General features: G+C 73.3%; 11 protein-coding genes. 1 reads left to right on the top strand and 10 read right to left on the bottom strand.

Features of this window, described 5'->3' with window-relative positions; translation table 11 throughout:
- The first annotated feature begins 113 nt into the window (after positions 1-113).
- Positions 114-701: a MarR family winged helix-turn-helix transcriptional regulator gene (locus OHU34_RS43330; RefSeq protein ID WP_235034840.1), complete on the top strand. Its 588-nt coding sequence runs from the start codon at positions 114-116 to the stop codon at positions 699-701.
- A gap of 696 nt (positions 702-1,397) precedes the next feature.
- Here OHU34_RS43330 and OHU34_RS43325 read toward each other — a convergent pair.
- The 10 genes from OHU34_RS43325 to OHU34_RS43280 form a co-directional block, all read right to left on the bottom strand.
- Positions 1,398-2,822, bottom strand: coding sequence for an NACHT domain-containing protein (locus OHU34_RS43325; RefSeq protein WP_405764006.1), 1,425 nt, complete (start codon positions 2,820-2,822; stop codon positions 1,398-1,400).
- Between the two features lie 205 nt (positions 2,823-3,027).
- Entirely contained in the window at positions 3,028-3,573 is a 546-nt protein-coding gene (locus tag OHU34_RS43320) for an aromatic prenyltransferase (protein WP_405772089.1), read from the bottom strand.
- Positions 3,566-3,736: a hypothetical protein gene (locus OHU34_RS43315; protein WP_160160088.1), complete on the bottom strand. Its 171-nt coding sequence runs from the start codon at positions 3,734-3,736 to the stop codon at positions 3,566-3,568. Before OHU34_RS43315 ends, OHU34_RS43320 begins: the two co-directional genes overlap by 8 nt.
- A gap of 352 nt (positions 3,737-4,088) precedes the next feature.
- Positions 4,089-4,463, bottom strand: coding sequence for a DUF6059 family protein (locus OHU34_RS43310; protein WP_142270669.1), 375 nt, complete (start codon positions 4,461-4,463; stop codon positions 4,089-4,091).
- A 460-nt stretch (positions 4,464-4,923) separates the two neighbouring features.
- The gene (locus OHU34_RS43305; protein ID WP_327488632.1) at positions 4,924-5,106 is read right to left on the bottom strand and encodes a hypothetical protein; all 183 of its coding nucleotides are present in this window, start codon (positions 5,104-5,106) and stop codon (positions 4,924-4,926) included.
- Between the two features lie 651 nt (positions 5,107-5,757).
- Complete coding sequence (locus OHU34_RS43300; RefSeq protein ID WP_405764009.1) at positions 5,758-6,549, bottom strand: hypothetical protein; 792 nt, start codon at positions 6,547-6,549, stop codon at positions 5,758-5,760.
- A 193-nt stretch (positions 6,550-6,742) separates the two neighbouring features.
- A complete protein-coding gene (locus OHU34_RS43295; RefSeq protein ID WP_142270671.1) occupies positions 6,743-7,102 on the bottom strand; it encodes a DUF3099 domain-containing protein in 360 nt (119 codons plus the stop codon).
- 117 nt (positions 7,103-7,219) lie between these two features.
- Positions 7,220-8,941: a cytochrome bc complex cytochrome b subunit gene (locus OHU34_RS43290; protein WP_142270672.1), complete on the bottom strand. Its 1,722-nt coding sequence runs from the start codon at positions 8,939-8,941 to the stop codon at positions 7,220-7,222.
- Between the two features lie 422 nt (positions 8,942-9,363).
- The gene (locus tag OHU34_RS43285; protein WP_160160089.1) at positions 9,364-10,902 is read right to left on the bottom strand and encodes an NAD(P)/FAD-dependent oxidoreductase; all 1,539 of its coding nucleotides are present in this window, start codon (positions 10,900-10,902) and stop codon (positions 9,364-9,366) included.
- A gap of 593 nt (positions 10,903-11,495) precedes the next feature.
- Positions 11,496-12,752, bottom strand: a complete 1,257-nt coding sequence (locus OHU34_RS43280; protein ID WP_405764012.1) for a 3-deoxy-7-phosphoheptulonate synthase class II — start codon at positions 12,750-12,752, stop codon at positions 11,496-11,498.
- Between the last annotated feature and the right edge of the window lie 84 nt (positions 12,753-12,836).

Here is a 12,836-nt window from a genome sequence, read left to right as displayed (position 1 = left end):
CATTCTCCTTGGTAATCTAAATTTGGATGAAGCTGGACGACCTACGCTAGCCGGTAATCCGAACCCTGAACAACCTGGTCATGCAAATTTGGACCACAGATACACTCGTAGTCATGGCAGACCCCACTGAGCACCCCACCAACCTGCCCTCATGCCCGTCCGCGCAGGGCCCCGGTCTGCTGCCGGCCGAACTGCGCGGCTGGATGCTCCTGCTGGCCGCGACCGGGGCGGTCGAGCAACGGCTGCGCTCGGTGGTCAAGGAACGGCTCGACGTATCGCACGACGAGTTCCTGGTCCTGTGTCTGTTGGCGGAGCAGCCCCGGGAGGGCCTCCGCATGACCCGCATCGCGGAGTTGCTGGGGCGACCCAAGACGCGGCTGACCTATCAGATCGCCTGCCTTCAGCACGCCGGCCTCGTGACCCGCAAGTCGGTCTGCGGCGACAAACGCGGCGTCGAGGTGGCCCTCACCGACGAGGCCCGGGGCATGCTCCGGGAGGCGTCCGGTGCCCTGGCCGAAACGGTGACAGGGGCGCTGGCCCATGTCATGGGCCCGGAGCAGTGCGCCGCGATGAGCGGACTGATACCGAAGACCGCCACTGCCACGGCTCCGGAGCCGGCGCCAGAGGCAGAGGGAGAGGGAAAGCCGAAACCGGCTCCGGCGGCGGAGTCGGAGCCGGAGCACTCCACCGTCTCCGACTGAAGTCCGGACGCCGGACGCCCCGCCGGCGTCGGAGTACTTCTCCGCGGACGCGGCCTCCTCCGGCCCCACCGCCTCCTCCGCCCTCTCCCACCCGTCCGCGTCCCCTGCGGCCTTCCTCGCACAACAGCTCACCGAACCCTGTGAAGACCCAGTGACTCTTCACGACCGTCACGATCCGTCAACGAGCCGAACTCTGAGACGGTCGGTCCTGGCCGGGGCGGTCGACGAGCCGGTGAGGACCACGGGTACGGGACGCCGAGGACTAGCCGAGCTACACCCCGAATTTAGCCTTGAATGCAACCCTGTCGAATGACTGTTGGCGGGTGCGTGCGATCTCTCGGTGTAACAGCAAGTGAAAGACACTGAGTGGTGCCCCCGCAGCGCGCATCGGCACCCTGGCCTGCCGGGCACCTTGCAACTACATCGGTCCTGTCGGCGAGCCGCCTCGCGAGCCGGGCGGCCGCCGTCCTCCAGCACCGCCATGATGGGTTCATATGCCGGAGCTGCGCACCCTGGCTCCTGGCGGGACGCGCGCGCCTCCGGAGCCTGCCGCGCACCGGACGGCATCGCGCCGGCCCGCACCGCTCCCCCGGCCCCTGCCGCCGGACCCGCGCTTCCGGCGCGCTCCAAAGCCGGGCAGATCTCTAGGAGTTGCTCCCGCAGTCTGTTGATGTGGGCGTCAGGGCTCCCGATCCGTCAGTCGTTGCCGTCGCTCTTGCCTGTGCCGCCGCCGTCCGAGGGGATGGCGTTGCGGCCCCGGGCGGCGACGATCGCCCGGCGGGAGCGGACCAGGCCGCCGGTCGACGGCCCGGACGTGGCCGCCCGCTCGCAGGGGCGGGGCCCCCGCCCCTGCGCGGCCTTCATGAGGGTGGCGCCGCGCCTGCGTACGGCGTGATTCGGCCAGCTGCTCATCTGCCGTGCGCCGAGCCGTAGTTGCCCTTGCGCCGCTCGGCCGCGAGGAAGTCGATGAGCTGCGGCAGCCGGCCCAGGGTGCGTTCGGCACAGGCGACGGCCTCGTCTCCGTAACGCCGGAACTCGGTGCACAGTGCGAGGGTTGCCGGGCTCAGCCGGGTTGTACTGCCGTTTGTGGAGCATCCTTGCGAACTCGGCGTAGATCGCGCCGCGGACGGCCGGCAGGGGCTGGCCCGGGGTCGCCGCGTACAGCTGGCACAGCAGCGACGCCATGAGGGGGATGCGCGCCAGGCCTGCCAGGTGTGACCGCTCGAGGTCGCCTACGAACAGCTGCGCCAGCCGGTCCGGGTCACCGAGCCCGTAGGCCGCGAACCAGCGGCGGGCCACGTCCGCAAGCTCCGCGAGCTGGAAGCGCTCCAGCTCGTAGCTGCCGACAGCCGCGCCGAGCAGGTCCAGCTCGCTCTCGGGCAGGGGCCGCGTGGCGATGACGAAACGGTAGTGCGGGCGGTCGGGGTTCTCTTCGACCGAGCGCAGATGCCGTAGGACCCTCCACCGTCTGATGGGGTCCGCTATCTCGTCGAGTTCGTCCACCAGCACCAGCCAGCAGGCGCGTGGCGTCGGCGGTTCCAGGAACAGGGCCGGGGGCAGGGTTTCGACCAGGCCCTTGAGTCCTGACCGCACTACGCCGGCAAGGGCCGTGTCGAGCGGCTGGCCGTCCAGCGCCGCAGCGGGGACGAGTACCGGGACCACGCCCTGGTCGGGGTCCTGCCGCCAGCGGTCCACGCCGACTGCCAGGAGGGTGCGCAGGAGACTGGACTTTCCACCGCCTGCCCCCGCGAGAACCGTACACATCTGGGTGCTGCCCAGGATCCGGTCGATCGCGTCGCCCTCGACGGGGAACCCGTCCTGCGCCAGGCTGCCCAGACGCTGGCGGACGTAGACGTCGTCCAGCGACGGACCGGCGCTGGGCAGCATCGCGGGATAGGGGTGCTCCTTCGACGTCTCGGCGGCGGCCGCCAGGTACTGGGCGAGCCAGCGCTCCCGGTTGCGGGCGTCTTCGGGCGCGTCGGGGAACACGTTGACCTGGATGCCCCGGTCGCCCTGCTGGATCGCCGCGGACGCGTGGAAGGTGTTGCCGGATATCTCGCGGGTCGCGCCGGCAAAGAACTCGTCAGCGGGGCGCTCCTCCCCGTCGGCTTGATCCAGCATTCGATGCCGTCGCCTCACCGCTCGCGCGTCCCGTCGCAGTGCTGTCCACGATACCGGCGGCCCCTCTCCCTTCGGGGGCTGCCGCGGGTGTCCGTAGCCGCCGCCGGGCCGCTGCACCCGGTGCGGGACGCGCTACCCGAGGAAGCCGAAGACAGGGAGCAATCCGTCTCGTCTGCCGCTGCGGATTACCCAGGGCGCGGGTTCGTCATGAGCCGCGCGCGAGCACCCGCCGGGACGAGGGATACGGGTACCGGCGGTGGGCTCCCGGGCCCTCGTGCACGGCGGTGCGCGAGGGCCCGGTACACGCCCGGCCGCGTCCTGGCCTGTTCTCGCGCCGCTGGCCCGGCCGGGGCCGCCCGAAGAACCGGGGTGCGGTGCCGAGTCGGGCAGCCACGCTCCCGGCAGGTGCGCCACGGCTGCGGTTACTGCACCGACAGGGGCCTCGTGCAGACCGGGAGGGCGCTGTGCGCGTCACCTCGGTCGCAGCCCGGTGGGAGCCGGACGTCTTCACGGATGCCGGACGCGCCCGTGTCTGCAGGTCGCCCAGCGGGAAGAAGGCGTAGGTCTTGTTGAAGCCGCCGGTGCCTCCGTAGTCGACGCCGTAGCCCTGCACGGGAAATCGCGCCCCGAGGTCGCGGAAGAGGGTGCGGATCGGGTGGTCGGTCTCTTCGGCGAGGCCGTGCGCCAGGGCGATCTCGTACGGGTCGCCGGCGCTCGCGGGCACGGTGAAGTCGAAGGAGAGGTCAGCGATCCGGCCCCTTGGTCACCGTGTTGAAGACGACTGGGTCGGCGAGCACGTCCTGGAACGCGGTCAGCAGCGGCCGCATCCTCTCGGGCGGGCAGGCTATGTCCAGCAGCCCGGCCGCTTCCTCCACGGCCGCGTACAGGCGTTCTGTATCAGCTGTGCCGGACATGGATCCCCCAGGTGTCGATATGGAACGTCTGCTCGATGCGCGTACGCAAGAGCATCGACCGGAGGGCTTGGCCGGCGCTGAACGGCGAGTTGGCGCCGGCTTGGCGGCCGGTAGGGGCGAAGCCGGTAGAGGCGGTGGGCGGTACGGGCCGGGGGCTCGTGACCTGTCGGGTCCGCCGAACGCCTTCAGCCCGAAGAGCAGGATGCGGTACAGCTGGTCGAAGACGCCGACGTTTCGTTTTCGGGTCGTGCAGCAGCAGGTCGCCAGAGTGTCCCGGGCGCAGGGGCGGCCTCCCTCTGGCTGCCCGGGAGGCAATGTGTTGTCCGGGGCCCGGGCGACGGCGTGGGTGCCGTCAGCCCGGCGTGGGGTCGTTGCCGGTGAGGGGGCCCGACAGCTGGCGTGCCAGTGCGCGCTCCGCCTCGGTGAGCGGCATGTCGGGCCGCAGCCGCTCGGGGTGGCCCGGGGGCGGCCCGGCGTAAGCGGGCAGCGGGCCGTGCCTGGCCGCGAGCCCCGGTTCCCTGCGGGCGGGCGGCCGGGCCTGCGCGGGCGTCTTGTCGGGCCCGGGTGCCTCGTCGTGGCCCACCAGCCCCAGGCACATCAGGCCGTAGGCCTTCAGGGACCGCCACACGGGCAGGACACAGCGCCGGACGACGATCGCTGTCGCCCGTTCGGCGGCCGTGGGGTACCGCGGCAGGCCGTACGGCGTGTCGCGTGCGGACCCTTCCATGTTCCTGACCTCCGTTCCTGGGATCCGGGTGCGGTTGTGCACAGTGCCCGAGGGGACTCGGGTCCCGGTCGAGAGGCGGGCCGTGCCGGTGGCCCGGCGGCCGCCGTGTGGCGTACCGAGCGCGCGCCTGTGGCAGGTGTTGCTGACGGTGGCCGTGGTCGGTACCCGAGGGGACTGCCGGGCGGGTGTCTGCGGGCGCCGGGCGGCTGTTGGAAGACAGAGGCAATCCGTCGCGCCGGCTGTCTCGGATTACCCGGGGCGCGGTTCGTCATGAGCCGCGAGCGAGCACCCGCCGGGACGAGGGCTACGGGTACCGGCGGTGTGCTCCCGGGCCCTCGTGCACGGCGGTGCGCGGGGGCCCGGTCCTCCCTGCTCCGGCCGTGTCCCGGAGGCTTTCCTCGCCCGCACCGCGCTCGCGGAGGTCAGCGGCCTGCCTCGCCGACCCCTGGGGCGAGCCGGCTCACCCCGTCCAGTACGCCCTGTCCGAACGCGGTCGGGGCGACGACCACTCCGAACGCCAGGACAGCGCCAGGACGATGAGCACCGTCGGCTTCTCGTCGTTGCGGCTGCGGGCCTGGGTGCGACGGCCGAGCCGCACCACGATGATGACCGCCGGCAGCACCGCCACATTGATCGTCGGCACGAACAGTCCCTCCCCCACGGTGCTTGCCGTCCAGGTGCAGTCACCCCGGCCCGCCCCATAAGGCCCGCTCCCCCGCGGATGGCACAAAGCGCGGGCTGATCGGCCGGATCGGCGGTGTTGCGGGCGGGCGGCCTCGAGTACGGCTGTAGCGGCCCTCGTCCGCAGGCGGCGGGTGGCCAGGTGGGGTGGCCGGGCGGGTCGTTGCCCCGAACGCGGACAAGGGGCCTGCCGTCCCGGGAAACAGCCGGGGGCGGGCAGGCCTGTTGCGGTGCCGGCCTGCGGACGGGACGGCCGTCGGGACCCCGGTGGTCGGCTCAGTCGACGGCGGCGACGATGAGAGTGGTCCGCCCGGCCGAGCGGTCGATGAGCACGAACTCGTGGAGTCGTGCACGCGTGCCAGTTATGGATGGCTTCATCACCGAGCTCGCTGAGGTGGTGGATGCCATGGGCCGCGGCCAGGCGGCCGAACACTTCCCGCCGCAGATCCGCCTCCCGCTCGGAACCCGTGCTCCTTCGCATCCGAGCCGTAGCGTCGAAAGGTGATGAAGGCGCTCTCCTCGTGACCGAGCCCGTTATCCATGGCGCCGGCCTGGGAGGCAGGCAAGGGGACCCTGCCGGCTCACCGGGCAGGTCCTGGACAGCAGGGCGATGTCAGCGGCTGCGGTAGGCCAGTTCGGTGGCGAGGCGGGTGAACTCCTGGCGCCAGGGCCGGCCGAGGGCCGGGGTGGCCAGCGCGGCGCAGGCCCTGTCGACCAGGCCGGCGATCCTGCGTTCGGCGGTGGCCTTCGCGCCGGCCGGGCTGTGGCGGGGCGCGGCCGGGCCGTCGGTGTCCTCGGTGGCGGGGCCGAAACCGGCGAGGAGGTCGTCGCGGAGCTGGAGGGCCTCCTCCAGGGCCGGGCCGTAGCTGTCGAAGGGGGCGCTCAGGTCGGGGCGGCCGGCGAGCAGGGCTCCCAGGAGCAGGGGTCGGTGGATCGTGCGGCGGCCGCTCTCGTGCGCGGCGGGCCGGGGCGAGGGGGCGGAGCCGGGGGCGCCCTCGGCGGCGGCCGGGGCGTGCGGGTGGCGGCCGGTGGCCGGTTCGGCGCGCAGGTCGTTCCACAGGGTCCGGGCGGCGGCGGGCAGCCGTGCGGCCAGCCGGTCGGCGTGGGCGCGGGCCGGCTCGCCGGGAATGCGGTCGGGCAGGTACAGGAGTGCGAGGGCGGCGCAGGTGTCGATGGCGACCGGGTCGCCGGGGTTGCCGCCCGCGGCCAGGAATCCGCTCACGCAGAACACCGGTCCCAGCCGCGTGCCGTCGGCGCCGCGGGCGGGCCGGGGGCCGGTGGCGCACTGGTCGGTCTGCTGCTGTGCGAGGAGGTGCCGCAGTCGCCGTTCGGCGAGGGCGAGCATGCCGGCGCGGGTCTGCCGGATCGAACCGGCGTCGGCAACGGGCACGGAGACGCTCGTCATGGCGGGCCTTCTTCGCTCTTCGCCGGGTGTGCGGACGGGGCGGGGCGGCCCGGGCGGGAGGCGGGGTGGTGCGTGGCCGCGGACGGCGATCACCGGTCACCCGGGAGGGCTGGGCTGGAGGGCGGGGGCTCGTTCGCCGCTGCGGGCCTGCCGGGCGGTCCGCCGGGAGTGCAGGTGTGCGGCGGGTGGCCGGTCAGGCGGCGGTGTGGTGTTCCGGCGGCAGGATCAGGGTGGGTTCCAGGGGAACGCGGGCGGCGGCGGGCTCCTCGGGGACCGGGGTCAGGGCGGGGCGGTCGCCCCGCTGCTGGCGCCAGCCCGCCTGGGCGGCGACCACGGCGACGTAGGGGATGAGGAACGCGCCGGCCAGCGCGCACAGCGCGAGGGCGGGCCAGCGGTTCCAGGTGGCGGCCATGACGACCACGCAGGCGCTGCGTACGAGCATGGCGGCGAGGTAGCGGCGCTGGCGGGCGCGGACGTCCTGGGTCAGGCCGGTGCGGGCCTGGGTGATGGACGCGGGGCGGGGGCCGTGCCGGTGCCAGGGGGTTCGGCTCATCGGGCCTCCGTTCACGCTCCGGCCTTCGTGCCGGACGGCCGGAAAAGGGAGTGTGCTCCGCGGGGCGGCGTGGCGGCGGCGCGGGTGGCGTGTTCTCTTCGCACCCGCGCCGCCGGGTCAGTGCCGTTCCCTGTCCGGTTCGCGTCCCGGCTGGAGGGCGCCGGTGCGGGCGGTGTCCAGATGTCCGTTCGGTGAGGCGTGCCCGTCGGGGGTGTGGTCGAGGTGGGCGTGGGCCTGCCGCAGCTCCTGCGGGGTCGGGTGGGGGACCTGGCCGCCGTACAGCCAGCGGCTGAGTCGCTGGCGCAGCATCTCCTTGCGGGCCCGGGGGTTGGGCACACCGTCGTGTTCGGCCGCGGGCGGGGGGGCCGTCTCGCGGATCTCGCGGGCGAGCAGGGCGTACCGCTGTCCCGCGTCGAGGGGTTCGTGGACCTCGACGAACTCGCCGTGCGGCAGCCTTCTGATCTTTCCGGTCTCGCGGCCGTGCAGGAGCTTGTCGCGGTCGCGCAGCTGGAGGCCGAGGCAGATCCGCCTGGTGATGACGTAGGTCAGGACCGGGACGAGGAAGAACCCGATCCGTACCGCGTAGGTGATCTGGTTGAGGGAGAGGTGGAAGCGTTCGGCGAGGACGTCGTTGGCGCCGCCGAACAGCAGCACCATGTACAGCGCGACGAAGGCGCAGCCGAAGGCAGTGCGGGTGGGGTGGTCGCGGGGCCGGTCCAGGAGGTGGTGTTCGTCCTTGTCGCCGGTGACCCAGGCTTCGAGGAAGGGCCACAGGGCGAGGACGAGCATCATGAGGGTGGGCAGGATGACAGCCGGTATCAGGACGCCGAAGTTGATGGTGTAGCCGCCGGGGGTGTTCCATTCCCAGGCGGGGAAGGCGCGCAGGGCGCCTTCGAGGAAGCCCATGTACCAGTCGGGCTGGGAGCCCTGGGAGATCTGGTCGGAACGGTAGGGGCCGAAGGACCAGATGGGGTTGATCTGGGCGATGCCCGCCGTCAGGGCGAGGACGCCGGAGACCAGGAAGAAGAAGCCGCCAGCCTTGGCCGTGTAGTGGGGCATCAGGGGCTGGCCGACGACGTTGTTCTCGGTGCGGCCGGGGCCCCGGAACTGGGTGTGCTTGTGGTAGAAGACCAGGATCAGGTGGATGACGGTCAGGGCCAGCATGATGCCGGGGATCAGCAGGATGTGGAGGCTGTAGAACCTCGGGATGACGTCCTGGCCGGGGTATTCGCCGCCGAAGAGGAACATGGTCGCGTAGGTGCCGACCACGGGGATCGCGAGGGTGACGCCTTCGGCGATGCGCAGTCCGGTGCCGGAGAGCAGGTCGTCGGGCAGTGAGTAGCCGAGGAAGCCTTCCAGGATGACCAGGACGAGGATCACGAAGCCGATCAGCCAGTTGACCTCGCGCGGCTTGCGGAACGAGCCGGTGAGGAAGTGGCGCAGGGTGTGCAGGCACAGTGCTCCGATCATGGTCAGGGCCGACCAGTGGTGCAGCTGGCGGATGAACAGGCCGCCGCGTATCTCGAAGCTGATGTCGACCGTGGAGGCGTAGGCCTTCGACATCGGGATGCCCTGGAGCGGGACGTACGAGCCGTGGTACACGGTCTCGGTCATGCTCGGATCGAAGAACAGGGTGAGCCAGGTGCCGGTGAGGACGAGGATGATGAAGCTGTAGAGCGCGATCTCGCCGAACATGAACGACCAGTGTTCGGGGAAGACCTTGCGGGCCAGGAATCCGAAGTTGTAGATCCCCAGCCGTCCGTCGGCCCAGTCGGCGATGCGCTCGCCCTTGGACGCTTCGTCGCGCCCGCTCGGCGGAGCCTCCTCGATCGTGCTCATACCCGCGCACCCTCCCGTCGCCGCTCGGCCGTCACAGGCACACCCCGCCCGGCCGGTGAGCGGTCGGGGGTGGGGGCGGCCTGCCGCGGCGCAAGCGGGCCCGTGCCCTGGAGCGGATCGAACGCTATCGATGCCTGAGGTGGGCGAACAACCACGCTCAAGTGAGATTCGAGTCTGTACCGGGCTTGCTGCGGCGGGAGTTGGGAGCCGGGCGGGTGTTTTGGTGGGTATGGCGGGGACAACGGGCCCTGGTTTTCAGGTGTGTTGCCGGGGATCGAGTAGAGCTGTCTCCCCAAGTGGGTTTGTTCGGCGGCTGGTTGATCCACTCCTGTCATATGGCGCAGCGTAGGTCCGGGCCGCTCCCGTGCGCGATGGGGCCGATTCCGCCGTACGGCTCGAACACGCGGGTGGGGCAGAGAAGTTCAGGGCCTCCGCTGGTCACCGGCGGGTGCCGCGGCCGGCCAGGGCGCCGGCGCCCCCGTGGGCCGCGGCCGGGCGGCGGCGGGCCCGGCGGCCGGTACGTCCGGCGCGGCGGGGCGGCGCCTTCGCGCTTCGGGGCCGTGGGTGAGGCTGGGCGGTCCCGCCGGGGCCAGGCCGCTCGCGGGACGCCACGCGGCCCGCAGCAGGCGGGGGCGCAGCACGGCGGCGGGCGGAGCGGCCGCCTGGTGCTGGTGGAGCAGCAGTGTCGCCGCGTGCCGGTCGGTGGTTGCGGCGGCCGCCAGCCGGGCCGCGTACCGGCTGCCGAGCCGGGCGCGCAGTGCGGTCGGCCCTCCCTGGGCCGCCTGCGCCGCGTGCAGGCCGCGGAGGCCGGCCTGCCAGGCGGGGGTGACCCGGTGGGCGAGTGCCTGGCGCAGCCGGTAGCCGAGGCCGACGGCTGTTCCGTGGCCGGCCAGCAGGTCGTGGAGGACGAGGGCGCACTGCACGGCGAGTGTCATGCCGTGGCCGTGGGCCGGGTCGAGGGTGGCGAGGGCGTCGCCGACGACGAGGAACTGATCGGGCCAGCGGCGCAGTTTCTCGTAGTGGCGCCAGTGGTGCTCGCCGGGGCCGTGGCTGTAGAGCGGGCCGAGCGGGGTGGCGGCCTCGAGGAGGTCGCGCAGCAGTGGGTGGGGCAGGGCGGCCGCGGCGCGCAGCAGACCCTCGTGGTCGGTGGGCGGGGGTGTGCCGTCGCCGGAGGTGAGCGACACCGACCAGCGGCCGCCTTCGACGGGGTTGAGCATGCCCTGGCGCGGGTTGCCGGCCGAGGGCATGAGCAACAGGCTCTTGAAGTCGGCGACATGGCCGACGGGCGGGGCGAACATGGCGGTGGTGTGGACGGTGCGGGCGGCGGTCACCGACTGCGGGGGCGGCTGGTAGCCGAGTTCGGCCAGCCACCGAGGGGCGGACGAGCCGCGCCCGGAGGCGTCCACGACGAAGTCGGCGGCTATCAGGCGCCGGGGCGCCCAGCCGTCGGGCGCCTGCCGGTCGCGGCCGCGGGCCCATACGCCGGTGACGGTGTCGTTGGCGCCTTCCCGCAGGGCGACGACCTCGTGTGCGGGCAGGAAGGCCACCTTGGGGTCGGCGCGCAGCCGGTCGCGTATCACCGAGTCGGTCAGGTCGCGGCCGGCGCTCAGCATCGACAGGCCCGAGTCGAACCGGGGCAGCCAGCCGGCGGGGCCGAGCAGCAGCATGTCCTGGGGCATGCGGACGCGGACCGCTCCGGCGCGGGTGAGGTCGCGGCCGATGCCGGGGAACAGTTGCTCCAAGCCGTGCTGGGCGGTGGTGGTGAGGCTGTGCGGGTGCCGTGCCTGGGGCATGCCGCGGCGGCGTGCGGGGCCGCGGGGCAGCCGGTCGCGTTCGATGACGGTGACCCGGTCCATGAAATTGGCCAGGGCCCGCGCCGCGGTGAGCCCGGCGAGGCTCGAGCCGATCACGACGGCGTGGCCGTGGCCGTCTGCGTCGACGGCGCGTGCGTCCAGACTCAAGTCGGCTTTCCCCCTTGTGTGTTGTGGTTGCATCATGCGGTGCGCGGCCGGCGTCACGGCAGGGTCTGTCCGGCCGGCCGGCGGGGCCGCCCGGTGGGGTCGGTGCCGTGGTGTGCGCGGCAGGGACGGCGTGCCGCCGGCGGTGTGCAGGGGCGATGTGCCTGGTGGGACGGGCCTGTCCGGCGCCGCGCGCGGGCGCCGGGCGGCGTTGGCGGGCGGCGCCCGTTTCGGGGCGGGGTTCGAGCGGACGTCGAGGGATTTTTGAGGAGGACTCCGGCGGGCGTCGAGGACGCGACCGCCCGCCGGGCGGGGGCGGGCCCCTGTCGCGGCGGCGGGGCGGTCAGCACCCCGGCCGGGCCCGGGCGGTGCGTGATACCCGGCCTGGGGAGTGCGTGGTTCTCCGTCCCGGGCCGCACACCGCACCGGACCGGTGCGGGGCGGGGCGGTGCGGGGCGCGGTGCCCGTGGCCGGCCCGGGCAGTGCACGGTTCCCGGGCCGGGCGGCGCGCGGCCCGGACGGGCCCGGGGTGGCGGAAGGGCCCGGCCGCGCATGGACGTGTTCCGCCCGGTCGTCGCCGGCGAGTCGTCGTTCGGTCATCGGTGGGTCATCGGTTCGGTCATCAGGTGGGCCACCCGGTGGGCCAGTTCCACCGACTGGCCGTGGTTGAGCCGCGGGTCGCAGGCGCTCTCGTAGCGCAGGCCCACGTCGGTGGCGGCCACAGGGGCCAGGGTGCCGCCCGCGCACTCGGTGACGGGGGCGCCGGTGAGTTCGAGGTGCACGCCGCCGGGGTGGGTGCCGAGCGCGCGGTGCACCTCGAAGAAGCCGCTGACCTCGTCCATGATCGTCTCGAAGTGGCGGGTCTTGTGGCCGCTGGGGCCCTGCACGGTGTTGCCGTGCATGGGGTCGCACACCCACACCACCGGGGCGCCGCCTGCCGTCACCTTCTCCACCAGGGGCGGCAGTACGTCGCGGACGGCCGTGGCGCCCATCCGTACGATGAAGGTGAGGCGGCCGGGTTCGCGCCGGGGGTCAAGGCGGTCGGCGAGCGCGAGGGCCTCGTCGGCGGTGCTGCCCGGGCCGAGTTTGACGCCGACGGGGTTTCGGATGCGGCTGGCGAACTCCACATGGGCGCCGTCGGGGCGGCGGGTTCTCTCGCCGATCCAGACCATGTGCGCGGAGGTGGCGTAGCGGCCTGCGGTGCGGGCGTCGAAGCGGGTGAGGGCGTCCTCGTACTCCAGGAGCAGTGCCTCGTGGCTGGTGAAGAGCTGCCCGGGCGGGTCATCGGGGTGCCCGGCCGTACGGGTGCGCAGGTAGTTCAGGGTGGCGGCGGAGGCGTCGTAGACGCGGGTGAGCCGTCGGGCGTCCGGTGTGCGGGCCTCGGCGGTGAAGCGCCGGTCGTTGACGGCGTCGCCGCGGTAGGCGGGCAGGGTCAGGGCGCCGCGGGTCTCGGTCGGGCTGGAGCGTGGTTTGGCGTACTGGCCGGCGATGCGGCCGACGGTGACGACGCGCAGGCGGGTCGCGGACGTGAGCGCCGTGGCCATCCGGCCGAGCGTGCGCAGTTTGCCGTCAAGCTGGTCGGCGGTGAGCGCGTCGAAGGTCTCCGCGCAGTCGCCGCCCTGGAGCAGGAAGGCCTCGCCCCGGGCGACGGCCGCCAGCCGCTCGCGCAGCAGGTCGCACTCGCGGGCCGCGACCAGCGGCGGCCGGGCCGTGAGCGCGTCGACCGCGGCGCGCAGGGCGGCGGGGTCGGGCCAGTCGGGCTGGTGGGCGGCGGGCCTGCTCCGCCAGGATTCGGCCTTCGGATCGTCAGGCGGCGGGCAGGCGCCCGCGGGGCCGTGGACGGCGGCAGTCACCGGGGTCCTCCGGGGATGCTCCGGCCTTCGGGCCGGGCAGGAAGGGGATTCCCGCGGCGCGGGACAGGCGAGGGCGGATCGCCG

This window comes from Streptomyces sp. NBC_00080, assembly GCF_045041255.1.
GTDB classification, from domain to species: Bacteria; Actinomycetota; Actinomycetes; order Streptomycetales; family Streptomycetaceae; genus Streptomyces; species Streptomyces coriariae.
Note: the sequence above shows the minus strand (reverse complement) of the source record. Positions and strands in the feature narration are given on the sequence as shown.